We start from the raw sequence: 26,696 nt of genomic DNA, 5'->3' as shown, positions 1-26,696 counted from the left end.
CTGCGGCTGCTGCCGCGCCCCGTGCGGCCGGCTGCGGTCCGGCCGGGTCACAGCAGACGTAGTTCCCGGGCCCGGCGCACCGCGTCGCGCCGTCGCGGCGCGCCGAGTTTCTGGTAGATGTTGCGTACGTGGGTCTTGACGGTGTTGACCGACAGGAACAGCTCGGCGGCGATCTCCCCGTTCGACAGGGTGCTCTGCAGGTAGCGCAGCACGGTGAGCTCGCGTTCGGTGAGCGGTTCGGTCAGTGCGGGCACCGCCCGGTGCCGCTCGGCATGCCGTCGGCCCGCCGAATCGACAAGGTCGTTCACGAACGCGCGATGTCGGGTGCCGGAGTCGAGGTGCTCCACCAGCAGTTCGCGAACCGGCGAGCCGCCATGGTCGAACACCCGGCGGTGTCCGTCCGCCCCGGCCAGATCCAGCACCTGCTCCAGCAGTTCGCGGGCTTGTCGCTGGTTGCCGAGGGCACGGGCCGCGACCGCCTCGATCAACCCGGCGTCCAACCGCTCCAGCCGGGTCAACGGCTGGCGCGCCGCCGCCGACCAGTCCGGTAGCGCGCCGACCGCCGCCGCCGGTTCGCCGGTGAGCAGGTGCCACCGGGCGAGCGCGATCGCCGCCTGCGACGCGACGGCGGACCGGGACCTCGTCGCGGACGGCGGCGCGCTGCCCGGCGCCGGTGTGCTCTTCGGCTGCGGTACGACGGCCAGGCGGGTCAGGAGTTCCCGAGCGCCGCCGAGGTCGCCGCAGGCCATCCGGGTCTCGGCGACGGCCAGCTGAGCCAGTTGGTGGTAGTGGTCCTCGGCCGTACCGGCCGGGAGGGTGAGATCGGCGACCGCGGCGAAGTCACCGCTGGCGTGCCACAGCGCGGCCTTGACCAGCGGCACCAGACCGGTCACCGCGGCGGCGGTGCCTGGGCCGGCCAGGGCGAGTGCCTGATCGAGCTGTCGGGTCGCGTCCGGCAGGTCGTCGCGGTGCACACAGACCAGTGCGAGTGCCAGGTGGGCGGCGGCGGCGTGCCCGGCGCACCGGCGGCCCGGACAGGCCGGCATGGCCAGGGCGTCCTGCGCCGAACGCTGCGCCCGGGTCAGCTCCCCGCGTCGGGCGTACAGCAGGGCCAGCTGTGCGCTCGCGTACCGGCCCGGACAGCGGTAGCCGGCCCGGTCGGCCACCGTGACCGCCGCGGTCAGCGCCTCCTCGGCCATGGCAAGTTCGCCGAGGCCGAACCGAGCGGTGCCGAGCAGGGCGAGGGCGACAGCGTGGACGCGGTCCGCACCCGGGGGGTCGGCCGGACCGGTACCGGCGAGCAGCTCACCGGCGTACCCGGCGGCAGTCCGGTGCGCCCCTTCGGTGAGGCATCCGGCCAGCTCGGTGGCGAATCTGGTGGGCTCACGGCCGGCGGGCCGGACGGTGTCGCGGTCGAGCCGGCCCGTCGTCTCCACCTGGTCGACGGCCACTGCCAGCGCCAGCGCCGGGTGCTCGGCCGGCAGGTCCGGGGGCAGCGGCGTGCGCAGCGCGTCCTCGTGCCCGCACAGCAGCAACTCCGGCCAGTGCGCGTCGGCCAGCTCGACGGCCGCCGCGGTGTCGGCGGTCGCCAACGCGTGCCGTAGGGCGGCCACCGGCCGGCCGTTGGCCCGGTGCCACGTGTAGGCCCGCCGATGCAGCTCCGGCAAATCCTGCGGATGCCAGCGGAGCAGCTCGGCGTACAGGGCGTCGCCGAGCATCCGGTGGCACCGGTACCAGATCGGGTCGGCCCCGGTGGCGGTGACGAATCCGGCGGTCTCGCGGGCGGCGGCAGCCAACTGTCGCTCGCCGTCGTCGCGGCCGGTCAGCGCGTCGGACAGCGCGCCGCAGACCCGATCCAGCAGGGCGGTTCGGACCAGGGTCTGCCGTACCGTCGCGGGCTGCCCGGTGACCACCTCGGCATCGAGGTACTCCCCGATCTCCGGACCGGGGATTCCGGCCGCCTCGCGCGAGGCGGCGACGGTGTCGTCGCCGAGGCAGGCCAGCCCGGCCAGCCGTACGCCGGCCGGCCAGCCTTCGGACCGGGCATGCAGGTCACGGATTTGTGCCGGCCGCAGGTCGAGGCCCTGTTCCCGGACGAGCCGTTCGCTCTCGCTGACCGTGAGCGCCAGATCTGCCGAGCGCAACTCGGTCAGTTCACCGGTGAGCCGGAACCGGTGCAGCGCCAGCGCTGGTTCGCCGCGACCCGCGAGAACCAGCCGCAGCTGTCCGCGGCAGTGCCGGAGCAGGAACTCCAGCCCTCGGGTCACCTCGGCATCGGTGATCGTGTGGGTGTCGTCCAGGACGACCAGCACCGGCTCGGGCAGCGCGGCGAGCGCGGCCGCGAAGCGGGGCAGGAACACCTCGGTGCCGGTACGGCCGGGCTCGGGCAGGCTGGACCGGTCCGGGAACCGTCGCCCTACCTCGGTGGCGATCGCAGCGTGCAGGTAGGACCAGAACCGGTTCGCGTGGTCACCGGATTCGAGGGTCAGCCAGGCCGCGACGCCGTTGGCCCGGCGGCCGCCGAACCAACCCGCGAGCAGTGCGGTCTTCCCCCAGCCCGCGGGCGCTACCAGCAAGGTCAGCGGCGCCTGCACACCGGCGTCCAGCCGGTTGGTCAGCCGTGGCCGGTCCACCAGCCCGGCCGGCGGCCGGGGGGCAGTGATCTTCGAAGCGAGCAGGGGTACCGCCTCGGTACCCGCCGGGCCCGTCGCCCGTAGCGCGCGGTTCCGATCCGCCACGGTGTCGTGTCCGGCTGTGCGCATCCGCCACCCCCGTCGCCGCGCCGGTCCGACGCAGCTGGCGGGCCGGCATGAGTCTGTGTCGCGACGGCGTTCCCCGCCTGGGACGGATCTAACTCGCTCGGGTCCACGGCGACCATCCGGGCCGGGTGAGCACAGGTCGGCCCGGCCCGACCCACCGCCATATCAGTTTTTATCCGTTGCTAGACGGGTAAGCCGCACATATCCGGCCGTGGTGTCGGCTCAGCGCAGGAGGTGCGCCGTGAACGACGTCCCGTCCACGCACACCGAGCAGCAGAAGCCGTTGCGGATCGCGATGATCGTCCCGCCGTACTACGAGCTTCCCCCACCCGGATACGGCGGGGTGGAACAGGTTTGCGCGGCGCTCGTCGACGCACTGGTCGCCAGGGGAAACGAGGTCACGCTGTTCGGGGCGGGCAGTAGGACCGGCACCGCCGCCAACTTCGTCAGTACGGTCACCGAACTGCAGTCCGACCGACTCGGCCATTCGTTGCCGGAACTGGTCCATCTGGCCCGGGTCGACCGGCTCATCGAGGACGAGACCTTCGACGTGGTTCATGACCACACCACGGTGGGCCCGCTCGCCGCGGCGCAACGCAGGGTGCCGACCGTGGTCACGGTACACAACTCACCCGACGGCGAGCTGGGCGAGTACCTGCGTGGTATCGACCGGGCCGTCGCGCTGGTCGCGATCTCGTACGCGCAGCGCCGGGTGGGTGCCGGCCTACCCTGGGCGGCGACCGTGCACAACGGCCTCGCCGCCGAGGTACGCGCCAAGGCGACGCCGACCGACGGCCCGGTGCTGTGGCTCGCGCGGTTCGCCGCCGACAAGGGCCCAGACCTGGCGATCGAGGCCTGCCGGGCGGCCGGGATACCCCTCGTACTGGCCGGCAAGGCGACCGAGCCGGCGGAGCAGCGCTACCTCGACGAGGTGGTTCGGCCGATACTCGGCCCGGATGTCGAGCTGCTGCTCAATCCCGGCCGGCAGCATTGCTGGAAACTGCTCGCCGAGGCCCGCTGCCTGCTCATGCCGATCCGGTGGGAGGAGCCGTTCGGCATGGTCATGCTGGAGGCGATGGCGTGCGGCACGCCGGTCGTGGCGCTCAACCGGGGGGCGGTGCCGGAGGTGGTGCGCCATGGCGAGACGGGGATGGTGTGCAGCGACCCGGCCCAGTTGCCGGCCGCGATCGAGCACGCCCGGCAGCTCGACCCGCAGCGGTGCGCGGAGCATGTCCGGACGTCGTTCTCCCCGGACGTGATGGCCTCCAGGTACGAACGGATCTACCACCGCTGGAAGCATGCCATGCCGCTGCCGGCGGTCGACTCCGGCAACGTGCAGGTCCCGGCGCGACCGGAGCAGGAACTGCTGCCCGCCGCCGCACCCGGATGACGGTCGGCACCGACCGGACGACGGCCGCGAGCCGGCGACCAGCCGTGCTCGCGCTCTCGTCGTCGTGTCCGCCACAGCGGCTGCGTGAGTAGCCGCGTGAGTAGTCCGCCGAGCCTGATCAGCCGCCGGACGGAGATCATCGGCGCGACGTCGGCCGATTCGCGTCGTCGAGCCCTGGCCGTTGCGGATTACAGGTCGGCCCAATGGGGCCGGCGGCCAACGCCGGTTCCGGCTGTCTCGTCGATTTCCCCGCCGCGCGGTGTCGCGGTCGTCGACGTTGAGACGACTCTTGGTGTCTTTGTTGAAACACTGCGTGATTTCCTGTGGGGTGTAGCAATTCTTGGCTGCGGGCCCGTCGCGCGCTGTGTCCTGTCCCACCGTTGCTGACCTGCGGTCAAGTGTCGGGAAACCGGGCGGTCGGGTACGGTCGCGCCGGCGGCGGAACCGTGCGGACCGTTCCTCGGGTCCTGGCATCTGCTCGTGCTGACACCGGCGTCGAACGGTGTTACCGACTGTTCCCGAAAACGGGCGCAAAGTAATTATCGCAATAATAATCGCGTACTGGCGCAAAAGACATTTAGCTATACCAACCGTGACTTAACTTCCTTATCCTTCGGAGTGTCTGTCGGATTGAGGAGGTGGCGACGTGCGTGACAACGATTGGGTGTGATCCGGGACCTGTTCCATGGACGGTGAGTTATGAGACGCTGACGCGAGGCTCATATGGATGGTGCTGTCCGGACAGGAAGCGAGGCGGCGACAGCAGTGCGTGGCGATGGGGCGGACCGGCGGCTGGTGCCGTTCGTCGTTCTCATCGCCTGCTGTGGCCTGGTGGCATTGGCGTGGGCGGTGTACACGGTTGGCTCACCGCCCCGCCTGCCCGCTCTCTACCACCCGTTGGTGCTGGCCAGCCTGGTCGCCGTAGCCAGCGGTAGCACCGTACCAATCCGGATCCGGGCCGCCCAGGGCATCTCGCCGACAAGCGCCGCGGTCCTGGTGTCGGTGGCGATCCTGCCGGCGCCGTGGGTCGTCGTCTGCACCGCCGCCGGCGTGGTCGTGGGACGGTCCATCGCCGGCTCCGCCCCGGTCAAGGTGGTCTTCGCCGCGGCCAAGGAATCGATCGGCGCCCTGGCCGCCGCCCTGGCCGTGGCCTGGGTCGGGCTGGTCCCGATTCCCGGTAGCACCGTCCACCTGGTGCAGTCCTGGCCGGTGACGGTGCTCGCACTCGCCGCAGCGGCGGTGGCCTATGCCATCGTCGACGAGACGCTGCCGGTGCCCGTCGTCGCGTTGGCGGACCGGACCTCGTGGCGGCGGGTGGTCCGTCGCGGCGCCCAGTTGCGCGCCGCGGTCAAGGTGGCCACGCTGCTGCTCGCCCTGGCCACGGTGATGGTGGTGGCGATCGACGCCCGGCTGCTGGTGGCCACTCCGCTCGCGGTGCTGCTGCTGCACTCCAGCTACCGCCGCCGGCTGCACCTGGACGAGGAACGCTCGGCCTGGCGCAAGCTGGCGGAGATCACCGACGCGCTCAACAACGTCGACCTCGACGCGGTGCTGCGTACCGCGCTGCGGGGCGCGGTCCGGCTGTTCTCCGCCCAACTCGTCGAGATCGAGTTCGACCACGGCTCGGGGCGCCGTCTGGTCCGCGGTGATGAACACGGCCTACGGTACGACGGACCGCCCGGGCACGTGGCGGTGCCGGCCGGCTACGAGCCGGTGACCGTGCCGTTGGGTGCCGCCGGGACCCAGGACGAGCGTGGTCTTGGCACACTCCGGCTGGTCGTGGCCGGTCCGGGCCTGTCCGACCGAGAGCGCTACACACTGCGGACCTTCGGCGCGGCGCTCACCACCGCGATCCGCAACGCCATCGCCTACGCCCAGGTCACCGATCTTGCCGCCCGGCACGAGCAGGACGCCACCCACGACCCGTTGACCGGCCTGGCCAATCGCCGGCAGTTGCGCGATCGGCTCGGCGTGGCCCTGGGCGACCGGCGTAAGCTGCCCCGGACCGCGCTTGTGCTGATCGACCTCGACCACTTCAAAGAGGTCAACGACACGCTCGGGCACTCGGCCGGCGACCAGGTACTGATCGAGGTGGCGAGCCGGCTACGGCGGGCAGCCGCCACCGAGGACCTCGTCGCCCGGCTCGGCGGTGACGAGTTCGCCATCCTCGTCAGCGGTCACGGCACACCGGCGCGGGCCGAGCATCACGCCAGCCAGATTCTGCAGGTGCTGCGCGACCCGATGGACCTTGACGGCATCCGCGTCAGCCTGCGCGCCAGCGCGGGACTGGCCACCGCCAACGGCAACGCCGACACCGAGGAGCTGCTGCGTCGGGCGGACGTCGCGATGTACCAGGCCAAGGAGGCCGGCCGGGCACTGGTGCGGTACGACCGCTGCTTCGACACCGCTGATCCGGACCGGCTGGCGATGCGCGGTGAGCTGCCCGGTGCCATGTCCGGCCAGCAGTTCGAGGTGACCTTCGACCCGATCGTCGACCTCGGCAGCGGAGCGGCGTTGGCCGCCGACGCGGCCGTGCACTGGGGACACGACGACTTCGGCGACCAGCCCCCGGCTCGCCTGCTGGCCCTGGTCGAGCGTTCCGGTCTGCTCGCCGAGTTCACCCGCGACGTGATCCATCAGGCGCTGTGCGCGGTGCGGAGCTGGCAGGACGCAGGCTTCGCGCTGCCGGTGTCGGTGGGCATCTCGACCCGCAGCCTGTTGGACCCGATGTTCCCGGTCGAGATCCGCCGGCAGCTGGCCGCACACGACGTCCCGGCCGACCAGCTCATCGTGGAACTCACCGAGACCACCGGAATCGGTTACCCGGACATGGCGTTGCGGGCACTGCACCAGCTGCACGACGACGGGGTACGGATCGCTTTCGCCGGATTCGGCACCTCCAACGCGCCGCTCGCGGCGTTGCTACGGATCCCGGTCCATCTCGTCAAGGTCGACCATCAACTGCTCGACGTGCCGGAAAACTCACCGGCGGCGCTGCCGTCGCTGATCGGACTCGGCCGTAGCCTGGCGCACACGGTGGTCGCCAGTGGAGTTGCCACCACCGCACACCGCCGTCTGCTGTGGGAGCTCGGCTGTACCGGCGGGCAGGGCAGGCTGTTCCATCCCGGCGCCGCCAGTGCCGGCGACCTGCTCGCCGCGTTGCGGCGCGGGCACGACGGCGTGGCCGGCGCGCTGGCGTCGAGCATCCACCCCGGAGCCAACGTCGTCCGGCTGCCCCGGCTGCGCCGGGCCGGATCCGCTTGAGGCGTGGCCACGGACGCTACCATTCCGGCGGTGACAAGCGACAAGATCGAGGCCGCCGCCGATCCTGATCCGGCTGCCCGCCGACCACGGCCACCCCGGGGACTGCGTACCAGCATCGCTGCTTCGCTGGTGGCTGGCCTGCTCGCCGGCCACCGGTTGATTCCGAACGTGCGTGGCCTGGGCAGCCTGCTGGACACCGTCGTTCCGTGGTTGGGTGTGGCCGTGGTGCCGCTGGTGGTGGCGGCGGTGCTGCGCCGGTCCCGGCTGGCCGTGGTCACGGTGAGCGCCTGCGCGGTGCTGTGGGGAGGCTTGTACGGGATCGCCTGGCTTCCCCGTGGGGGTGGTGGGCCGGCCGAGATCACGGTCGTCAGCCAGAACATGCGGGCCGGTAACCCGGCGCCGGCCGCGACCATCGAGGCCCTCCTGCGACGGGATCCGGACCTGATCGCGCTGCAGGAGATCGCCGAGGACGGCCACCAACCGTTGGCCGCGTCGCTGGCGGACCGCTACCCGCACCGAGTGCTGCTGTCCACGGTCGCGTTGTGGAGCCGGCTGCCGATCCGCGAGGCGGCCGGGGTCGACACCGGGCTCGACTGGACCCGGGCGTTGCGGGCGGTGGTCGCCGGTCCCGCCGGTGACATCGTGGTGTACGTCGTGCACCTCGGTTCGGCCCGGGCCGGCGACACCGCCTTGCGTGACCGTACCGTGGCGACACTGGCCACCACCCTGCGCCACGAGCGGGCACAGCGGCTGATCGTGGTCGGCGACTTCAACACGGCGACCACCGACCGGGTGATCGCCCCACTGACCGACCTGTTGTCCGACGCCCAGGCCGAGGCCGGTACCGGTCCCGGCTTCACCTGGCCCGCCGTGTTGCCGGTGACCAGGCCCGACCACGTGCTGTACCGCGGGCTGACGGTCACCCGGGCGGAGGTGGTGCGCACTCCGGCCAGCGATCACCGGGCGGTTGTCGCCGGTTTCCGTCGCTGATCACGCAGCCTCGGCGACTTCGGTTCCCGCCGCAGGTCACCCGGGTCGCATCTGGGGCTCGTCCTGCGGTGCCCGGTGGCCGTCGTCGGTGCGGGCGACCTCCACGCTCACCGAGTGGCGGTCGCCACCGGCACCGGCGAACGGCCAGAGCTGGTCGGCCCGGCGCGCCAGCGTGCCGAGCTGGTCGACGGTGAGCCCGCACGACGAGACACTCGCCCGTACGTCGGCCCGGTAGCGCCCGTCCGGGTCGCGCCGTAGTCGGGTCTCGGCGCGGACCTCGACGGTGTGCGACTCGTCGGTGAGGTCGGTGGCGGCCTCGACCGCGGCGTGGTGCAGGCAGGAGGCGAAGGCGGCGGAGAGCAGTTGCTCCGGGGTGAGGCCGGGGCCGTGCGGTGCCAGCGGCGACGACAGCCGGCTGGAGAACTCTCCGTCGTCGGTGCGGACCCGGCCGGCCTCGGCCGTGGCCGAGGCCCGGTGCGTCCAGCTGTCTGCGTCACCCATCGTGCCCTCCGCCTCCTCGCGCGGCGGCCGGGTACCCGTTGGGCGAGATGCGAAACGCGGCCCGTGCCCATGCCCGGCCACCGCGTGCCGGGCGGGCACGCTGGTCGCGTCCGTCGTGGGACGTGCGTGGCGGGTCCGCTACGCGATATCGTTGGCGCTCTGCTCGCCCGGTTCGGGCGTGGGTCTGGGCGCGCTGGTCCAGGTACGCACGCTGGGCGAAGCGGGCATGGAACCGAAGCAACAGACAACGCCGCTGCAGGTAGAAGACTGCCGGGTATGAAACCGCTAGGCAGAATGAGCTCACATCCCATGACGGGGGGCTCAAGGTCCACAAGATAGCAAACAGGGGGCAAGCTTGTCAAACGCGGTCGGCGCACCCGGTCGGGACGGCCTCGACGACACGGACAGGGCTGCCGAGCTCGCCCACGAACAGCGGTACGTCGCGGTGCTCCACGGCCGGTTGGACGCGCTGCGTGCGCAGGCGGAACAGCGGCTGGCCGCCGCGTTGCGGCAGACCGGCGGGACACCGCAGGCCCGTGCCGAGCGGGAGAGCATGGTCGCGCTGCACTCCGAGCGGATCGCCCAGTACGGTGCGGTGGAGAACGGGCTCTGTTTCGGGCGGTTGGACATCACCGACGGAACACGTCGTTACATCGGCCGGATCGGATTGTTCGACGACGACGGCGACTACGAACCGTTGCTGATCGACTGGCGGGCACCAGCCGCGCGGCCGTTCTACCTGGCGACCGCGGCGGCACCGGACGGCGTCTGGCGGCGACGACACATCCGTACCCGATTGCGTACGGTCACTGCCATCGACGACGAAGTGCTCGATCTCGAGCTTGCCCGGGACCGGCCGAGCAGCGCGCTGACCGGTGAGGCGGCCCTGTTCGCGGCGATCACGGCGGGGCGTACCGGCAGGATGAGGGACATCGTCCAGACGATCCAGGCCGAGCAGGACGAGGTCATCCGGGCACCCGCCGACGGAATCCTGGTGGTGCAGGGCGGACCGGGCACCGGCAAGACCGCGGTCGCCCTGCACCGCGCGGCCTACCTGCTTTACACCCACCGCCGGGAGCTGTCCACCCGCGGGGTACTGGTCGTCGGCCCCAACGCGACGTTCCTGCGCTACATCGCCCACGTGCTGCCGTCGCTGGCGGAGACCGGGGTGCTGCTGCGCACGCCGGGCGAGCTGTTCGCCGGGGTGCGGGCCGACGCCGACGAGCCGGCGTCGGTGGCCCAGGTGAAGGGCCGGGCCGAAATGGCCGAGGTGGTGGCGGCGGCGATCCGGGACCGTCAGGAGGTGCCGGAGGAGGCCGTCGTCATCGAGATGGACGGACACCGGTTGCGGCTCACCCCGCAGATCTGCGCCGCCGCCCGCGATCACACCCGGCGGTCCGGCCGGCTGCACAACCTGGCTCGCCCGCTGTTCGACATCGAGGTGGTGCACGCGCTGGCCGAACAGATAGCCGGCGAGATCGGCCTGGATCCGTACGCGGACGATCCGCTCGGCGGCGACGACGCGCCCGGCGATCCCCAGGTGCTCGCCGAGAGCGATCTGGCCGAAATCCGTCGCGAGCTGCGGGCGGATCCAGCACTGCAGGCGGCGCTGGACCGGTTCTGGCCGGTGCTGACCCCGCAGCAACTGCTCACCGACCTGTACGCCAGCGAGCAGCGGCTCGCCGCGGCCGCCGCCGAGCTGACCCCGGCGGAGCGGGCGCTGCTGCGCCGCGCCCCGGGCAGTGGGTGGACTCCGGCCGACGTGCCGTTGTTGGACGAGGCGGCCGAGTTGCTCGGCGTGGACGACACCGTCGGACGACTGCGCGCCGAGGCGCAGCGACGGCAACGACTGGCCTATGCCGAAGGGGCGCTGGAGGTGCTGCGCGGCTCTGAGTCGATCGACGTCGAGGACGAGGCCGAGCCGGAGATCCTCGGTGCAACCGACCTGCTCGACGCCGAGGCGTTGGCCGGCCGGCAAATAGCGGCCGATCACCGCAGCACAGCCGAGCGGGCGGCGGCCGATCGCGGGTGGGCGTTCGGCCACATCGTGGTCGACGAGGCGCAGGAGTTGTCGGCGATGGCCTGGCGGCTGCTGATGCGCCGGTGCCCGAGCCGGTCGATGACCATCGTGGGTGACGTCGCACAGACCGGTGCCCTGGCCGGTGCGGCGTCCTGGGCACAACTGCTGCGACCGTACGTCGGCGACCGGTGGCGGCTGGCGGAGCTGACGGTGAGCTACCGGACGCCAGCGGAGATTCTCGCGGTCGCGGCCCGCGTGCTGGCGGCCATCGATCCGGCGGCGGCGGCGCCCACGGCGGTACGCGAGTCCGGTGTCGAGCCCTGGTGGGTGGGTACGGACGGGCCGGAGCGTCTCGCGGACCGGCTCGTGGAGCTGGTCGGCCGGGAACTGTTGGCGGTGGGCGACGGGCGCCTCGGGGTGATCGTGCCGCAGTCGCGGGCGGTGGAGTTCGGCGGTGCGGTGCGGGCCGTGGTCGCCGGTACCGGCCTCGGCGAACGGCCCGACCTGGAAGCGCCGGTGGTGGTGGTGACGGTGCCGCAGGCGAAAGGGCTGGAGTTCGACCGGGTGCTGGTCGTGGACCCGGCGGCGATCGTCGCCGAGTCGCCACGGGGTCTCAACGATCTCTACGTGGCGTTGACCCGCGCGACCGACCGGCTCGGGGTGCTGCACCCGGGACAGCTGCCGGCCGTGCTCGGCTAACCGACCGGGGCCCCGCCGACGATCTCGTCGCGACGCTGGTCGAACCGGCGTTGCGGAACTGTTACCCGGTGTCCGTGACCAGCGTGACGGGCCTCCGGGCGCAGCTCACGGTTGCGGTGAATAGCGCAAAACCACCCTCGTCGGGCTTGTCGCATCGATCCTGCCGGTGACGCGGTCCGGCCACCGGCGGTGGGGCTGACGCTGCGGCCGCGGTTCACGGCGTACGCTGATGGACGGCAGCTGGCCATCAGATGGCGGTACGGCGAACTGGCGATGACGCCGGTCTGGCACCCGCCGGTCGTGGTCGCTGTCTCGACCCGATCCATCGAGCGAGCCTGAACACAGTTGGGAGGTGGCCGGCGGATGGACCTGGCCTATCTGGATGCCGGATCCGGCAGTCTGATCGTGCAGGCGGTGGTTGCCGGCGCGGCCGGCATGGTGGTCGCCACCAAGCTCTACTGGCGCCGCCTGGTGAGCCGGTTCCGTAAGCAGCCCACCGAGAAGGACTGATCGGCACCAGGTCGATGATTTCCGGCACCCCCACCTCGACCCCGTACGACGAACCCGGGTCCTTCCGGGATCCGACCAACCGGATCTTCTACGCCGACGGCATGGTGCTGCGCGGGCTGGGTCCGGACGCGGCGCGGGACTGGCGCGATGTTTCCCAAGCGGCGTTTCTGGCCCCGCTGATGGCCGCCGGCAAAGTGATCGGCACCGAGATCGCCGCGGCCGACAGCCTGCCCGAGTCGGTCGTGCGACGCTGGCATACCGTGCTGCGCCACGATCGGGTGCCGTTCGTGTCCTACCCGTACGAATGGTCCTTCGCCATGTTGCGCGACGCGGCCCGGCTGCATCTGGAGATCCTGCGGGCCGCGCTCACCGACGGCGTGACGATGAAGGACGGGACGGCATTCAACCTGCAGTGGCGGGGGACCGAGCCGGTCTTCATCGACGTCGGCTCGTTCCAGCCCGACCACGCGGGTGAGCCGTGGGCCGGCTACCGGCAGTTCTGCCAGACCCTGCTCTACCCGCTGTTGTTGCAGGCCCACCTTGGCGTGGACTTCCAGCCGTGGCTGCGGGCGCGGATCGACGGGATCGAGTCGGGCCAGCTGCGCCGGCTCTTCGGCGGCACTCGGCGGCTGCGTGCCGGTGTGCTGAAGCACGTCCACCTGCACGACGCGATGCAGACGCGGCACGCCGGGGCCACCACCGGGGCGGTCCGCGAGGAGATCCGTGACGCCGGGTTCTCCCGGGAGCTCGTCCAGGCGACCGTGCGGTCACTGATCAAACTGGTCGACCGGCTCGACTGGTCGCCGCCGCGTAGCCACTGGGCCGCGTACCAGCGGACCTGCACCTACTCCGCGGCCGACCGCGCGGCCAAGATCGCCTTCGTCGACGCCCAGTTGGCCAGCCACCCGTACCCCGGAACCGTGTTCGATCTGGGTGCCAACGACGGCACCTACTCCCGGATCGCCGCCGAGCACGCCCGGTACGTGGTGGCGGTGGAGAGCGATCCCGCGGTGGTCGACGACCTGTACCGCCGCTTGCGGGCGGATCGGGAAACCCGGATCCTACCGATCCTGATGGACCTGGCCGATCCGTCCTGCGGCGGTGGATGGGGCGGCGTGGAACGCGCCCCGTTCTCGACCCGGGCCAGGGCGGACACGGTGCTCGCCCTGGCGGTGATCCACCACCTGGCGATCGGCCGCAACGTGCCGTTGTCGCGGATCCTCGACTGGGTCACCGCCATGCTGTCCGGCCCCGATCGGGCTGGCTCCGATCGGCTTGGCCCCGATGGCCGGACCGGACAACTGATCATCGAGTTCGTCCATCCGGACGATCCGATGGCCCGGCGGCTGCTGGCCAACAAGCCGGCCGGCCTGTTCGACGACTACCACCGTACGGAGTTCGAGCGACTGCTCACGCAGCGCTACGAGATCACCCGGCGCGAGGAACTGCCGTCGGGCACCCGCACGCTCTACGCCGGGACACCACGTGGCTGATCCGGCCGATCTGCCGAGCCCGGCCACCGGATCGACCCCGGTCCCGGCCGCCGGGCCGGCCCTCGCCGCCCCGGTGCCCCGGCATGTCGGTGAGCTGCGCCGATTGCTGGAGATCGTCGCGCTGTGTGGTCTGGTGATAGCCCAGCCGTTGCTGGACGTCATCGGACGTAGCCCGGACTTCTTCCTGTTCCACGGTGCCACGACCACCGAAATCCTGCTGCTGGTCGCCGTGTACACGCTGATCCCACCGCTGGTGTGCTGGCTGCCGGGACTGCTGGTCGCGCTGGCCGGGCCCGGACCCCGGCGGGTCGCCCACCTGGTGACCGTCGGAGTGCTGCTGGGGGCGTTGGCGGTGCAGGTCGGCAAGCACCTGCTGCCGGTGCGCGGACCACTGCTGCTCGGCATCGCGGTACTCCTCGGCACCGCCGGTGCCTGGGCCTACCGACGGTGGTCCGGGCTGCGCCAGCTGCTGCGGTTGGCCGCGGTCGGTCCGGTCATCTTCGTGACCCTGTTCGCGTTCACCTCGCCTGCCTCCGCGGTGGTGCTCGCCACCGAGCGGGACGGTTCAGGACCCGGCGTCGCGGCCGACGGCACCGAGCATCCGCCGGTCGTCGTGCTGATTCTCGACGAGCTTCCGCTGCTGTCGTTGCTCGGCCCGGACGGGCACGTCGACGCCGAGCGCTATCCCCACTTCGCGGCGCTGGCCGCCGGCTCCACCTGGTACCGCAACGCGACCGCGGTCAGCGGCTGGACCCCGTACGCGTTGCCGGCCATGCTCACCGGCCGCTACCCACAGCGCGAGGTGGCACCCCACTACACGTCGCATCCGGACAATCTGTTCACCGCGCTCGGCGGGACGTACCGGATCGAGGCCCAGGAGAGCATCACCGAGCTGTGCCCACCGAGCCTGTGCGCCGGTGACGACGGGGTGACCGGCAGCGCGCTACCGGTGCTGTTGCGCGAGACCGGGTCGCTGCTCGGGCAGATCCTGTCGCCGGTGGACAGCCACGACGACCCGACGGCGAGCCTGCGCGAGCCGACCCGTGCTGACGTCGACGGTCCCACCGACCCCCGGTTCCGGTTCCACACCCTGGACGACAACCAACCTGCCCGCTTCGCCGAGTTCATCGCCGATCTGACGGCTGCTGACGAGACAGCCACGCTGCATTTCCTGCATCTGCTGATGCCGCACGCGCCGTGGAGCTACCTGCCGTCGGGGATGCGCTACGACGCGCCGGGCGATCTCCCCAACGAAGGTGCCGGCTGGATCGAGCTCGCCCGGCAACGACACCTGGCACAGCTCGGCTACACCGACACGCTGATCGGGCAGACCCTCGCCGCGTTGCGCGCCAGCGGTCGCTACGACGACGCGTTGCTGGTGGTCACCGCGGATCACGGGGTCAGCTTCACGCTCGGCGAACAGGGGCGCGGGCTGGGCGCCGTCCGTGCCGCGCCCGCCGAGGTGCTCTGGGTGCCGACCTTCGTCAAGGAGCCCGGACAGCAGGTCGGGCGGATCGACGACCGGAACTGGGAACACGTCGACCTGCTGCCCACCATCGCCGAGCACGCCCGGGTCGAGCTGCCCTTCGACGTCGACGGCCGGTGTGGTGGTTGTGCGCCGCGCGAGCGGGCCGACAAGCAGTTCCGCGACGTTCCGGGGGAGCCGGTCACCGTGCCGGGCCCGCAGACCTTCGCCGCACTGATCGACGGGCGGGCCGGACCGCCGTCGCCAGCTCCGCTCGTACCGGAGCTGGTCGGGCGGGCCGTCGACGACCTGGCGATCGCCGATGACGGCGGGGTACGCGCGCGGATCGACAACGCGGACGAGTACGCCGCCGTCGATCTTCGTGGCGGGCAGCTGCCGGCCGTGGCGTACGGCGAGCTTCCGTCGTCGGTCGCCGACGGGACACCGGTCGCGGTGGCCCTCAACGGACGGATCGCCACGGTGGTGCCGGCGCTGGCGCCGGACGCCGCCGGACGCCGGTTCGCGGTGTTGCTGACAGACGAGTCGGCGTTCCGGACCGGCCGCAACGAGCTGGAGCTGTTTGTGGTGGCCGACGATGGCGGGCTGCGGCGACTCTATCCGTGAGCGGTTGCCGGCCAACGAAGCCATAAGTCTGTTTTGTCCTGCCGAAACGGGTGACGCATCCCTCACCCTCCACCGGTCTCTATGGCCCCGTTGGCACCGCATGATTACGGTAGCGAGGAGGCGCTCGACGAAGATCTGCCGGCGAAGTGAGGGACCATATGACGGATGTGAAGCTCGACCATCCTGGTGGCCAGCTGTCCATGCCGGTGCAGCCGGCCGTCGAGGGCCCACCCGGGATCGAGGTCGGTACCCTGCTGAAAGAGACCGGCCACGTCACCTTCGACCCCGGGTACGTCAACACCGCGTCCTGCGCGTCGGCGATCACCTACATCGACGGCGATGCCGGCATCCTGCGCTATCGGGGCTACCCGATCGACCAGTTGGCCGGAAAGGCGTCTTTCCTGGAGGTCAGTTATCTGCTGATCTACGGTGAGCTGCCGACCACCGAGCAGTTGGCCGCGTTCAGCGACCGGATCCGCCTGCACACCCTGCTGCACGAGGAGATGCGCCGGTTCTTCGACGGCTTTCCGCGCGACGCCCACCCGATGGCGGTGCTCTCCTCGGCGGTCAGCGCGTTGTCGACCTTCTACCAGGACAGCCTGGACCCGTTCGACGCCGACCATGTGGAGATCTCCACGGTCCGGCTGATGGCCAAGGTACCCACGATCGCCTCGTACGCGTACAAGAAGTCGATCGGCCAGCCGTTGCTCTATCCGGACAACTCCCTGGAGTACGTGGAGAACTTCCTGCGGATGACCTTCGGCGTGCCGACCGCCGAGTACCAGGTCGATCCGGTGGTCGCCCAGATCCTGGACATGCTGTTCGTGCTGCACGCCGATCACGAGCAGAACTGTTCCGCCTCGACCGTACGGCTGGTCGGGTCCAGCAACGCCAACCTGTTCGCCTCCGTTTCGGCCGGTGTGAACGCCCTGTTCGGCCCGCTGCACGGCGGTGCCAACCAGGCGGTGCTGGAGATGCTGCAGGACATCGAGACGTCCGGCGGGGACGTGCCGAGCTTCGTCCAGCGGGTCAAGAACAAGGAGCGCGGCGTCAAGCTGATGGGCTTCGGGCACCGGGTGTACAAGAACTACGACCCGCGGGCCGCGATCGTCAAGCAGGCGGCGCAGGACGTGCTGGGACGACTCGACAAGCCCGATCCGCTGCTGGACATCGCCATGCAGTTGGAGGAGATCGCGCTCGCCGACGACTTCTTCGTCTCCCGCAAGCTCTACCCGAACGTCGACTTCTACACCGGGCTGATCTACAAGGCCATGGGCTTTCCACCGAAGATGTTCACCGTGCTGTTCGCGCTCGGCCGGCTGCCCGGCTGGATCGCGCAGTGGCGGGAGATGATCGCGGACCCGGCCAACAAGATCGGCCGCCCACGACAGATCTACGTAGGGCCGGCGGAGCGTTCGTTCGTACCGATGGACCAGCGCTGAACAGCTGACTCCCCCTGATGTCGGCTACCCGTGCGCGGCCGCGGCGGCGCGCGCCGTCGCGCCCGCGCACCGGTGCGCTCAACCGGCGACAGACGAGCCGGTGTCGTCGCCGCGGCCGGTCTGACGGTCGTCGGTCGCCCCGTCCACGTCGTCCGGCGGCTCGGGCCGCAGCCAGATCGCCGCGTACGGGCCGACGTGCAGGGTCGCGGAACAGGGCTGCCCGTCCGCTGGCGGACCGTCCGCCCGGATCACACCGAGGTTGCCGACGTTCGATCCGCCGTACCACTCGGCGTCGGTGTTGATGACCTCGCGCCAGGTACCGGCCTGTGGCAGGCCGACCCGATGGGCCAGCCGTGGCACCCCGGAAAAGTTGACCACGCAGGCGAGTGCGGCACCGTCGTGGCCGTGGCGCAGAAACGACAGGACGTTGGCGTCCCGGTCGGTGTGGTTGATCCACCGGAAACCGTCCGGGGCCACGTCCAGCTCCCACAGCGCGGGGCAGTCGCGGTAAACCCGGTTCAGGTCGCGAAGCAGGTTGCGCACGCCGCCCACCGCCGGGTCAGCCGCCAGCGACCAGTCGAGGCCCCGTTGTTCGCTCCACTCCTGCTCGTCGGCGAGTTCGCAACCCATGAAGAGCAGTTGCTTGCCGGGAAACGCCCACATGTAGCCGAACAATCCGCGTAGCCCGGCCAGTCGCTGCCAGCGGTCGCCCGGCAGCTTGGCGGTCAACGATCCCTTGCCGTGTACCACCTCGTCGTGGCTGATCGGCAGCAGGTACTGCTCGCTGTGCGCGTACGCGGCCGGCCAGGTCATCTCATCGTGGTGGTGGCTGCGGTGCGCGGGATCACGGGCCAGATAGCTGAGCGTGTCGTGCATCCAGCCCATGTTCCACTTCAGCCCGAAGCCGAGCCCGTCCCAGTCGGTCGGCCGGGTGACACCCGGCCAGGCGGTCGACTCCTCCGCGACCATGACGATGCCCGGGTGCAGTCGGTACGCCGTGGCGTTCAGCTCCTTGAGCAGCTCGATCGCTTCGTAGTGGGCGTTGCCGCCGTCGGCGTTGGGCAGCCACTGCCCGGGGCCACGGGAGTAGTCCAGGTAGAGCATCGAGGCGACCGCGTCCACCCGCAGCCCGTCGACATGGAACTCCGCCAGCCAGTACAGCGCGTTGGCGACCAGAAAGTTGCGCACCTCGGGGCGGCCGTAGTCGAAGATCAGACTGCCCCAGTCCGGGTGCTCGCCACGGCGCGGGTCGGGATGCTCGTACAGCGCCGTGCCGTCGAAGCGGGCCAGCGCCCACGCGTCGCGCGGAAAGTGCGCCGGCACCCAGTCCAACAGGACCCCGATTCCGGCCCGGTGCAGCCGGTCGATCAGATACCGCAAGTCGTCCGGGGTGCCGAACCGCGACGTGGGGGCGTAGTAGCCGGTGACCTGGTAGCCCCAGGAACCGCCGAAGGGATGCTCCATCACCGGCATGAATTCCACATGTGTGAAACCGAGGTCGGTGACGTAGTCGACGAGCTGGTCGGCCAGATCGCGGTAACCCAGCCCCGGTCGCCAGGAGCCGAGGTGGACCTCGTAGACGGCCATCGGCCGGGCATGGTGGTCGCCACGACGGCGCGCCAGCCACTCGTCGTCGCCCCAGATGTAGCCGGAGCGGTAGACCACCGAGGCGGTGCGCGGTGGCACCTCGGTGGCGGCGGCCATCGGATCGGCCCGGTCCGACCAGGAGCCGTCGGCACCCTGGACGCGGTACTTGTACCGCTGCCCGGCGACGACTCCGGGCACGAAGCCGCCCCACACCCCGCTGGCTCCGAGCCGCTCCAGGCCGTGCCCCTCGTACGGGCCCCAGCCCGGTCCGTCGCCGATCACCCGGACCTGCCGGGCGTTCGGTGCCCACACCGCGAACCGGCAACCGCCGGCCTGTGGGTGGGCACCGAGCATCCGCCACAACTGCTCGTGGCGACCCTGGGCGAACAGGTAGAGATCCAATTCACCGATCGTGTCGATCAGGGCAGCCTCCCGGGTCGCGGTCATCGGCTCCCCGCACCGGCGAGGAGGTTTCCGTCCGGGATGACGATAGTGCGCTGGCCCTGTGCCATTCGGACGGCCGCCCGTTCCGTGGCGAACGCCGACGCATGGCTGATCGCGGCGGCGTAGACGGCCGCGGTGCGGTGCGCGATGGCTGACCAGCCGTACTGGTCGTGCACCATCCGCCGGGCCTTGCGGGCTACCTGGCGCGCGAGCGCGGTGTCGCCGAGCAGGGTACCGACCGCGTCGGCCAGCCCGTGTGGATCCTGTGGCTGGAAGGTCATCCCGGTGACGCCGGGCTCGACGATCTCGGCGAGTCCACCGGTGGCCGCCACCGCCAGCGGCGCGCCGGCGGCGGCGCCCTCCAGGGCGACCATGCCGAACGGCTCGTAGATGCTCGGCACCGTGAAGCAGTCCGAGGCGCCCATCAGCGCGGGCAGATCGGTGCCGCCGAGGAAGCCCGGCAGGGTGACCGCGTCGCGCAGCCCGCGCCGGTCGATGTCGGCCTCCAGCTCACCGCGGTACGGCCCGTCACCGGCGATCACCAGCCGCAGGCCCGGGTGCCGGTGGCGCAGCCGGGGCAGGGCGGCGATGAGGTGTTGCACGCCCTTTTCGTAGACCAGCCGGCCGACGAAGGAGACCAGTGGTCCGTCGCCGGCGAACCGGGCCCGGGCGGCGGCGACCGCGTCGGCCGGGACCTGCCAGCGCCGGGCGTCGACCCCGTTGGCGACCACGTCCACCCGCTCGGGCTGAACACCGAACAAGCTGATCACTTCGTCACGCATGTAGCCGGAGCAGGTGATCACCCGGCCCGATTCGTGTCCCAGCCAGTGTTCGATGGAGTGGATCGACTTGTTCATCTCGTCCGGGAGCCAGCCCTGGTGGCGGCCGGCCTCGGTGGCGTGGATGGTGGCGACGAGGGGGATGTCGAGGTGGTCTTTGAGGGTGATGGCGGTGTGGGTGACGAGCCAGTCGTGGGCGTGGATGACGTCGTATTCGGCGGTCTGGGTGGCGCGTAGGGCGGCGCGGGTGAGGGTGTGGTTGAAGGCCATGGTCCAGGCGAGCAGGCTGGGGGTGGCCAGGGGGAACAGGGGTGGGTCCTCGGCGGCGCGCACGATGCGTACGCCGTCGGCGTATTCCTCCAGTGGGGCGCCGGGGGCGTGGCGGGTGACGACGGTGACCTCGTGGCCGGCGGCGACCAGGGCGACGGAGAGGGCGTGCACGTGGCGGCCCAGCCCACCCACCAGCACCGGTGGGTACTCCCAGGACAACATCAGGATGCGGCGGCGGCCGTCGGCGGTGGGTCCGCCGGTCGGCAAGGGTGGCAGTGGACGTGACGTCGGGACGGGACGGCACGGACCGTCCTGGGTGACCAGTGCCTGGGCGAACTGGTCGCCGACCCGCAGGGTCATTCGTCTTCTCCATTCGTACGAGCATGTGCGGGTGCGCCGGCGCCGATGGCGGCAGGGCAGGGTGCGGTGACGCGAGATGAGGTGGAGGTTGGCCGACGGCCGGGTGGTGGGGCCACCGCGCAGCGGTGCGTGGTGGTGACCCTGCCGTCAAGGAAACGGCATCATGGCCGGATCCGCATCCCGCGAAGGGCGGAGGTGACCGAAGACACTCCATCCGGTCCGGTCCGGGTGGCTATCGGCGGCACAAGGTGGCTGCCCGCGGCGGGTCGGCAGGCGCCGGCAGTGCCTGCTGCGGCGCCGGTGAGGCGGCGGCCTCGCCTGCTCCGTCGGTCCCCGCGGCGCCGGCACCACCGGCGCCCTCGGGAGCGCCGGTGGTGCCGACCGGTTCCGTGGCTGCGCCCGCCGGCACCAGCAACAGGATGCCGGTGCTGGCCGCGCCGGCGGCCAGCACCAGCAGACCGGCGGCGAGCGGGCCGGCGGCGAAGCGCTCACCGAACAGGGCGACACCGATCGCGGCGGAGGCCACCGGGTTGGCCAGGGTCACCGTGGCCAGCGGGGCGCCGAGGCCGCTGCCGCGGTAGGCCAGTTGTGACAGCAGGACCCCGGCCACCGCCATCGCGGCCACCGCCGGCACGGTAGGGCTCAGCAGCGCGACCAACCCCACCGCCTGGTGTTCCCGGGTCACCGCGTGGGTCAGCGCCGAGGCGACGGCGAACGCCACACCGGATCCGCCGGCGTACATCAGGCTGCGCGGCACGGCCCGGCGTACCACGGCCGTGCCGGCGAGCATCCCGGCCAGCACGACGGTGCTCGCGACGATGAGGATCCGACTGTCGGTGCCGTCGAGCCCGTTTCCGCTGTCCGGCACGATGAGCAGCAGCAGCAGGATCAGCCCGCCGATGGTGAGCGCGGCGCCCCGCCATTGGCGGGCGGTGACCCGTCGGGCGCTGCGCGCGGCCCCGATCGGCAGGGCGAACACCAGGGTGAGCACGCCGAGCGGCTGGACCACCGACAGCGGACCGTAGGCCAGCGCGGCGACGTGCAGGCCGGCACCGGCGCCGTTGAGCGCGACCGCGATCCACCACCGGCGGGCCCGTAGCAGGGCCCGGACGATGGTCCGCCACGGTGTCTGCGCGCCGAGCCGTACCGCCAGCTGTTCCTGTGCCACCGCGGCGAGCGCGTACGCGACCGCGGAGGCGACCGCGAAGGCGACCGAGATCAGAAGTTCAGTCACGATCCGGCCCGTCGGTCCGCTGGCGCGTCATGGGCCCATGATCCCTGATGCCGTCGGGTCGGACGTCGCCCGATCGTGCGGCAGTTGCCTCCGTCTCACGCAGTACGCTGCTCCTCGATCTCATCCGCCAGGCGGATCGGCCACCGGAATGGTCACCTGACGTTCCGTTCACCGCAGCACGATCACCAGGCCCACCAGCGCCGCTACCAGTGCGATCCCGAGCACGGCCTGGAAGAGCAACGCCGGTCCGAGATGGGACCAGACGGTGGGCGTACGTGGGGTGAGGAACTGTCCGGTGGTCAGGTTGACGATCCGCTCCACCCGGGGCGGTAGCTGCGGATCCCGTTGTCGTCGTACCGTCACCTGCACGTGGTCGGTCGGATCGAGCGCGCTCTGCGGCACGTGTCCGTGGATCTCCATCTCGCACAGCACCCCGCTGGTGTCGCGTACGTGCAGCGGGGTGACGAGGAACTCGGGCCCGTTGCGTAACTCCTTCCACTTGCGTCGGGCGGCGGTGGAACCGCTGCCGGCCAGGCGCAGCGACGACAGCGTGGCGCCGAGGACCCGGACGACGCCGGCCGCGGTCAGCACCCCGATCAGGATGGGTTGGCCCACCCTGATCGGGCGGGAGTAGCCGGCGACGAGACGTACGACGTGTCCGGTGATGATCGGCCCGGGCCGGTGCACGGCACGCTCCGGGAAGAGTTCGGGATCCATCAGACACCACCGAAAGTCTGCGACTGTTCACGCATTGTATCTATAGGTTAGCGTGAATCTGGTGAGTGAATGTGTTCACCGCGTGATCAACTGACCACTTTGAGGTGATCGGCGAGGCAAGCCGGGTATGCCGCCAGGTGAAGAGGAGGGGGTGCGTCATGGATCTGTCCTTCCTGCGACCGCTCTACAACCGCCCCGGACCGTGGGCGACGGTCTACCTGGAAGCCTCGCGGGACACCGAGGACGCGATCGACGCGCTGCAGCTGCGCTGGCGTGCGTTGAGCGGGGAACTGACCCACCAGGGTGCGGACACGGACACCGTGGCCGCGCTCGGTGGCGCGGTGCTGCGGCACGTCCCCCGGCCGGGGGAGTACGGGCTTGCCCTGAGCGCGACGGCGGGTGACGTCGTCCTGCACGACTACCTGCCCGCGCCGCCCCGGCGGGACCTGGCCACCGTGGGACCGCTCCCGCACGCGATGCCGCTGGTCGCCCAGCGCGGTGAGGAGATCAGCTGGCTACGGGTGCTGGTCAGCCGGACCGGGGCCGAGATCGACGCGGTCAGCGCCGGTGGGCTGCCCCGTCAGGCCAGCGTCGAGGGCTCGGCGTCCTACCCGATGCGCAAGGTCAAGCCGGGCGCCTGGTCGCAGGGGCGGTTCCAGCGCGCGGCCGAGGTGACCTGGCACCGCAACGCTGGCGACAGCGCGAGGGCCACCGCCGCGCTCGCCGATCAGGTCGGCGCCGAGGTGCTGATCGTGGCCGGTGATCCGCAGGCCCGACAGATGCTGGTCGGGCAGCTGCCCCGGCGCTGGCAACGGCGCACGGTGCAGACCGACGCGGGGGAGCGGGCGCTGGGCGCCGACCCGGAACCGCTCACCGAGGCCACCATCGCCGCGATCGCCTCCGTCGCGGCCGGACACACCCACGACGCGCTGGACCGGTACGGTGCCCAGCAGGGTCGCGGCGACGGACTCGCCGCCGTGGTCGACGCCCTGCAGCGGGCTCAGGTCGACACCATGTTGCTGGTCGACGACCCGTCGTCGACCCAGCGGATGTGGATCGGCCCGGAGCCCACGCAGATCGCGCTGGACCCGTCGGATCTGGTAGGCATGTCCGTCGAGGCGCCGCACGAGGTCCGCGCCGACGCCGCGTTGCTCCGTGCGTTGGCCGCCACCGACGCCGATCTGATGCTGGTGGGGCCCGCCGACGCCGAACTCGACGGCGGCGTGGGCGCGGTGCTGCGGTACGCCGACCAGGCAACCGGCTGACGGCCGTGGCCCGCGGTGGAAATTCCGTTGCTTTTTTGCGTCTTCGATCGGGGCGCCGACCCGCTGGCAGTAGGGTCCGGCATAGGGGGAAGGGCAGGCCCGAGGGGCCGGCGGGGGTCTCGCCGAGTTCCGGCCTCGCCGCTCCCGCATACCGGGATTGCGCAGCTCAGTAGCCGGATCACCGGGGAGGGGGCGGGATGTCCGGACAGAAGCGTACGGCGATGCGCTCGGAACGCGCGCTGGAGGATCTCGACGGGGCGGCCCTGTCCTACGCGGCCCGCTTCGCGGATCCGACGGAGGGCCGCCGGGAGCACCTACGCGAGGAACTGGTTCAACTCGCGCTTCCGTTCGCCGGCCGGCTGGCCCGCCGTTACCGCGGTCGCGGGGAGCCACTGGAGGATTTGGAGCAGGTCGCGCGTCTCGGCCTGGTCAAAGCGGTCGACCGATACGACCCCGAACGAGGCTCGTTCACCGCGTACGCGGCGGTGACCATCACCGGGGAGATCAAGCGTCACTTCCGGGACCGCACCTGGGGGGTGCACGTGCCGCGCCGGCTGCAGGATCTGACCATCGAGGTCAGCCAGGCGACGGCCGTGCTCACCAGCGAGCTGTCCCGCTCGCCCACGGTGGCCGAGATCGCCCGGCGGCTGGAGACCTCGGAAGAGGAGATCCTGGCCGCGCTGGAATCAGCGGCCGGTTACACACCGGCGTCGCTCAACGGCCCGGTCGGTGACGACGGACCGGCCGAACTCGGCGACATGTTCGGCGCGCTCGACGCCGACCTGGAGTCGGTCGACGATCGGCTCACCGTCAGCGGCCTGCTCTACCGGTTGCCCGCCAGGGAACGACGCATCCTGGCCATGCGCTTCTACGGCAACTACACCCAGTCGGACATCGCGGCCGAGTTCGGCATCTCGCAGATGCACGTGTCGCGGCTGCTGTCGCGCACACTGAACTGGCTGCGGCAGGCGATGCTGACCGATACGCCGCCACGCTGGGAGTCCGGCGGCGCACAGCCGGAAGCCACGTGCGCGATGGCCGTCTCGGTGGACCACCACGACGGGCAGACCCGCGTCGGGTTGCGCGGCGAACTCGACCGTGACGCCGCCGATGGAGTCCGTGGCGCGGTCGCCGACGCCGTCCGGACCGGCGGCGCCGTCGAGATCGTGATGGATCTCGACGGCGTGGGGTTCATCGACGCGTCGGGTGTCGCCGCGTTGCTCGCCTGTCACGAGACGGCCCGTGGGGCCGGGATCCGACTGCGCTTCGCCCGGCTCCAGCCGTACGTCCGGCGTAGCCTCACGGTGGCCGGCCTCGAGCCGCTGTTCGGCTGATCCCGGGTCCGCCTGATCCCGGGTCCGCCTGGCCCGCGATGATCCGCGGCCCGTTGGGCCCGCGAAGCCGGGTCCCTCGATCGGGGTGGTTCCGCCGAATCCTGCGGCGAAGCCGACCGTGGCCCATAGCCTTCGCGTCGTGAAACAACGGGGAAATCGTCTTGTCGCTGCCGTGGTCGCCGGTGCCGCGACGTTCGCCTTCGGCATCTCCGGCGCCGGCGACGACAGCGCCAACGCTGGCGGGATCGCACTGGTCGGGGTGATCGTCGGCCTGGTGGTGTTCAGCGCCACCAAGCCCAAGGCCGACAGCAAGAAGTAGGGATCCGACCGTACGGGCGACTGCTCGATCAGCCGGCGGCCGTGGTGGCCAGAAGGTGACGGTGCCGGTCGAGCGGTGGCCGCTCCTGGACCGAGACGTCGCTGACCACGATCTCGCGGTCGAGGTTGCTCAACGCGTCGGCGTCGCCGCGCCGGAACTGGGTGAGCAGGCCGCCGGGTGGGCGCTCGGCGATGACCCAGCCCTTGCGGTAGAGCCGCGACCAGACGGTCAGCAGGATCTGGGCGGACATCCTGCCCAGCGCCTCGGTGCTCTGGTGGCGGTGTCGGCGCTCACCGAGATCGACCTGTGCCAGCGCGTCCAACCCGCACACGTCGAGCAGGTCGATGAGCATCCCGGTCTCCACCCCGTAGCCGGACACGAACGGAATCTGCTCCAGAACCGTCCGTAGGCCGGCGTATTCGCCGGCGAGCGGCTGGACGAACCCCGCCAGATCTGGCCAGAAGAGATTGAACAGCGGCCGTGCCATGATCTCGGTGACCCGGCCGCCGGCGTCGGCCTCCACGTCGCTGGAGCGCACCAGCGGCCGGTGGTAGAAGCCTTTGACGAAACTCACCGAGGAGTCGGTGAGTAGCGGGCCGAGCAGCCCGGTGACGAACGACGGCTGGAACTCCCGTAGGTCGGCATCCACGAAGGCGACGATGTCCCCGTCGGTCGCGGCGAGGCCGGCCCAGAGCGCGTCGCCCTTGCCCTCCAGCCGAGGCAGGCCACGGGTCATCTCGTCCTGGCTGACCACCCGGGCACCGGCCGCCGCCGCGACCGCCGCGGTGGCGTCGTGGGACCGGGAATCCACGACCACCACCTCGTCGACGAGCGGGATCCGGTCCACCAGATGGTCGCGGATGGACCGGACGATCGGGCCGACGGTCGGCTCCTCGTTTCGGGCCGGAAGCACCACACTCACCCGGCGACCGGCCTTGGCCATCGCCAACTCCCACGGCGTCCAGCGACCGGCCGAGGCAGTGCGCCGGGCGGTCCAGTCCGCGACGGTGGGCGCGACGGTCGTTCGCGCGTACCCCATGATCCACCCCCGTGACGACGGTTGCAGCCGCCGCCGGATACCCGGTGCGCACTCCGGTATGCCTGCCCGTCATCGACAAGCCGAGTGATGGTGAGTTTATGAGTGATATTCCGATTTGCCCGCCACGCGCATGCGTGTTCGGGGTCGGGCGGGACGCCTGATCCGCCGCGCGTCGCGTAGCGTTGACCGTC

General features: G+C 71.2%; 18 protein-coding genes. 11 read left to right on the top strand and 7 right to left on the bottom strand.

What is annotated here, in order from left to right:
* Positions 1-47: 47 nt before the first annotated feature.
* Positions 48-2,762: a LuxR C-terminal-related transcriptional regulator gene (locus tag ACN27F_RS01925; RefSeq protein WP_421430820.1), complete on the bottom strand. Its 2,715-nt coding sequence runs from the start codon at positions 2,760-2,762 to the stop codon at positions 48-50.
* 292 nt (positions 2,763-3,054) lie between these two features.
* Here ACN27F_RS01925 and ACN27F_RS01920 point away from each other — a divergent pair, with 292 nt between their 5' ends.
* The 3 genes from ACN27F_RS01920 to ACN27F_RS01910 all read left to right on the top strand — a co-directional run bounded on the left by ACN27F_RS01920 (position 3,055) and on the right by ACN27F_RS01910 (position 8,403).
* Complete coding sequence (locus ACN27F_RS01920; RefSeq protein WP_421439907.1) at positions 3,055-4,149, top strand: glycosyltransferase family 4 protein; 1,095 nt, start codon at positions 3,055-3,057, stop codon at positions 4,147-4,149.
* A 765-nt stretch (positions 4,150-4,914) separates the two neighbouring features.
* The gene (locus ACN27F_RS01915) at positions 4,915-7,413 is read left to right on the top strand and encodes a putative bifunctional diguanylate cyclase/phosphodiesterase (protein ID WP_421430819.1); all 2,499 of its coding nucleotides are present in this window, start codon (positions 4,915-4,917) and stop codon (positions 7,411-7,413) included.
* Between the two features lie 30 nt (positions 7,414-7,443).
* On the top strand, positions 7,444-8,403 hold the full coding sequence (locus ACN27F_RS01910) for an endonuclease/exonuclease/phosphatase family protein (RefSeq protein ID WP_421430818.1): 960 nt from the start codon (positions 7,444-7,446) through the stop codon (positions 8,401-8,403).
* Between the two features lie 36 nt (positions 8,404-8,439).
* On the opposite strand, the gene ACN27F_RS01905 is transcribed toward ACN27F_RS01910, so the two are convergent.
* Positions 8,440-8,904, bottom strand: coding sequence for an OsmC family protein (locus ACN27F_RS01905; RefSeq protein ID WP_421430817.1), 465 nt, complete (start codon positions 8,902-8,904; stop codon positions 8,440-8,442).
* A 355-nt stretch (positions 8,905-9,259) separates the two neighbouring features.
* Between ACN27F_RS01905 and ACN27F_RS01900 the strand changes: the two genes are divergently transcribed.
* The 5 genes from ACN27F_RS01900 to ACN27F_RS01880 all read left to right on the top strand — a co-directional run bounded on the left by ACN27F_RS01900 (position 9,260) and on the right by ACN27F_RS01880 (position 17,157).
* Positions 9,260-11,623: a HelD family protein gene (locus tag ACN27F_RS01900; RefSeq protein ID WP_421430816.1), complete on the top strand. Its 2,364-nt coding sequence runs from the start codon at positions 9,260-9,262 to the stop codon at positions 11,621-11,623.
* Between the two features lie 363 nt (positions 11,624-11,986).
* Positions 11,987-12,133: a hypothetical protein gene (locus ACN27F_RS01895; protein ID WP_421430815.1), complete on the top strand. Its 147-nt coding sequence runs from the start codon at positions 11,987-11,989 to the stop codon at positions 12,131-12,133.
* Between the two features lie 14 nt (positions 12,134-12,147).
* Entirely contained in the window at positions 12,148-13,626 is a 1,479-nt protein-coding gene (locus ACN27F_RS01890) for a methyltransferase (protein WP_421430814.1), read from the top strand.
* A complete protein-coding gene (locus ACN27F_RS01885; RefSeq protein WP_421430813.1) occupies positions 13,619-15,715 on the top strand; it encodes a sulfatase-like hydrolase/transferase in 2,097 nt (698 codons plus the stop codon). Before ACN27F_RS01890 ends, ACN27F_RS01885 begins: the two co-directional genes overlap by 8 nt.
* Before the next feature lie 158 nt (positions 15,716-15,873).
* Positions 15,874-17,157 carry a citrate synthase gene (locus ACN27F_RS01880; protein ID WP_421430812.1) on the top strand — a complete coding sequence of 428 codons (1,284 nt, stop codon included), beginning with the start codon at positions 15,874-15,876 and terminating at the stop codon, positions 17,155-17,157.
* A 78-nt stretch (positions 17,158-17,235) separates the two neighbouring features.
* On the opposite strand, the gene glgB is transcribed toward ACN27F_RS01880, so the two are convergent.
* The 4 genes from glgB to ACN27F_RS01860 all read right to left on the bottom strand — a co-directional run bounded on the left by glgB (position 17,236) and on the right by ACN27F_RS01860 (position 22,548).
* The gene (glgB, locus tag ACN27F_RS01875; RefSeq protein WP_421430811.1) at positions 17,236-19,191 is read right to left on the bottom strand and encodes a 1,4-alpha-glucan branching protein GlgB; all 1,956 of its coding nucleotides are present in this window, start codon (positions 19,189-19,191) and stop codon (positions 17,236-17,238) included.
* On the bottom strand, positions 19,188-20,597 hold the full coding sequence (locus ACN27F_RS01870) for a glycosyltransferase family 4 protein (protein ID WP_421430810.1): 1,410 nt from the start codon (positions 20,595-20,597) through the stop codon (positions 19,188-19,190). The genes glgB and ACN27F_RS01870 overlap by 4 nt, the downstream gene beginning before the upstream one ends.
* 232 nt (positions 20,598-20,829) lie before the next feature.
* A complete protein-coding gene (locus ACN27F_RS01865; RefSeq protein ID WP_421430809.1) occupies positions 20,830-21,831 on the bottom strand; it encodes a DMT family transporter in 1,002 nt (333 codons plus the stop codon).
* Positions 21,832-21,999: 168 nt separating this feature from the next.
* Positions 22,000-22,548 (bottom strand): hypothetical protein, encoded by a 549-nt coding sequence (locus ACN27F_RS01860; protein ID WP_421430808.1) that lies wholly within the window; start codon positions 22,546-22,548, stop codon positions 22,000-22,002.
* Between the two features lie 158 nt (positions 22,549-22,706).
* Here ACN27F_RS01860 and ACN27F_RS01855 point away from each other — a divergent pair, with 158 nt between their 5' ends.
* The 3 genes from ACN27F_RS01855 (at position 22,707) to ACN27F_RS01845 (ending at position 25,466) form a co-directional block, all read left to right on the top strand.
* Positions 22,707-23,813 carry a Vms1/Ankzf1 family peptidyl-tRNA hydrolase gene (locus tag ACN27F_RS01855; protein ID WP_421430807.1) on the top strand — a complete coding sequence of 369 codons (1,107 nt, stop codon included), beginning with the start codon at positions 22,707-22,709 and terminating at the stop codon, positions 23,811-23,813.
* A 197-nt stretch (positions 23,814-24,010) separates the two neighbouring features.
* Positions 24,011-25,147, top strand: a complete 1,137-nt coding sequence (locus tag ACN27F_RS01850; protein ID WP_421430806.1) for a SigB/SigF/SigG family RNA polymerase sigma factor — start codon at positions 24,011-24,013, stop codon at positions 25,145-25,147.
* 139 nt (positions 25,148-25,286) lie between these two features.
* The gene (locus tag ACN27F_RS01845; RefSeq protein WP_421430805.1) at positions 25,287-25,466 is read left to right on the top strand and encodes a hypothetical protein; all 180 of its coding nucleotides are present in this window, start codon (positions 25,287-25,289) and stop codon (positions 25,464-25,466) included.
* A 28-nt stretch (positions 25,467-25,494) separates the two neighbouring features.
* Here the strand turns inward: ACN27F_RS01845 and ACN27F_RS01840 are convergent, their stop codons facing one another.
* Positions 25,495-26,505 carry a glucosyl-3-phosphoglycerate synthase gene (locus tag ACN27F_RS01840; RefSeq protein ID WP_421430804.1) on the bottom strand — a complete coding sequence of 337 codons (1,011 nt, stop codon included), beginning with the start codon at positions 26,503-26,505 and terminating at the stop codon, positions 25,495-25,497.
* Positions 26,506-26,696 lie beyond the last annotated feature (191 nt).

This window comes from Solwaraspora sp. WMMB335, assembly GCF_049179075.1.
GTDB lineage: Bacteria > Actinomycetota > Actinomycetes > Mycobacteriales > Micromonosporaceae > Micromonospora_E.
This window is presented reverse-complemented; position numbering and strand designations above follow the sequence as displayed.

Bases quoted from the DNA above. Each gene is read 5' to 3' on its own strand.
- ACN27F_RS01890 (WP_421430814.1), top strand. From the start codon at position 12,148: ATGATTTCCGGCACCCCCACCTCGACCCCGTACGACGAACCCGGGTCC.
- ACN27F_RS01870 (WP_421430810.1), bottom strand. From the start codon at position 20,597: ATGACCCTGCGGGTCGGCGACCAGTTCGCCCAGGCACTGGTCACCCAG.
- ACN27F_RS01925 (WP_421430820.1), bottom strand. From the start codon at position 2,762: ATGCGCACAGCCGGACACGACACCGTGGCGGATCGGAACCGCGCGCTA.
- ACN27F_RS01905 (WP_421430817.1), bottom strand. From the start codon at position 8,904: ATGGGTGACGCAGACAGCTGGACGCACCGGGCCTCGGCCACGGCCGAG.
- glgB (WP_421430811.1), bottom strand. From the start codon at position 19,191: ATGACCGCGACCCGGGAGGCTGCCCTGATCGACACGATCGGTGAATTG.
- ACN27F_RS01920 (WP_421439907.1), top strand. From the start codon at position 3,055: ATGATCGTCCCGCCGTACTACGAGCTTCCCCCACCCGGATACGGCGGG.
- ACN27F_RS01850 (WP_421430806.1), top strand. From the start codon at position 24,011: ATGTCCGGACAGAAGCGTACGGCGATGCGCTCGGAACGCGCGCTGGAG.
- ACN27F_RS01880 (WP_421430812.1), top strand. From the start codon at position 15,874: ATGACGGATGTGAAGCTCGACCATCCTGGTGGCCAGCTGTCCATGCCG.
- ACN27F_RS01895 (WP_421430815.1), top strand. From the start codon at position 11,987: ATGGACCTGGCCTATCTGGATGCCGGATCCGGCAGTCTGATCGTGCAG.
- ACN27F_RS01860 (WP_421430808.1), bottom strand. From the start codon at position 22,548: ATGGATCCCGAACTCTTCCCGGAGCGTGCCGTGCACCGGCCCGGGCCG.
- ACN27F_RS01840 (WP_421430804.1), bottom strand. From the start codon at position 26,505: ATGGGGTACGCGCGAACGACCGTCGCGCCCACCGTCGCGGACTGGACC.
- ACN27F_RS01855 (WP_421430807.1), top strand. From the start codon at position 22,707: ATGGATCTGTCCTTCCTGCGACCGCTCTACAACCGCCCCGGACCGTGG.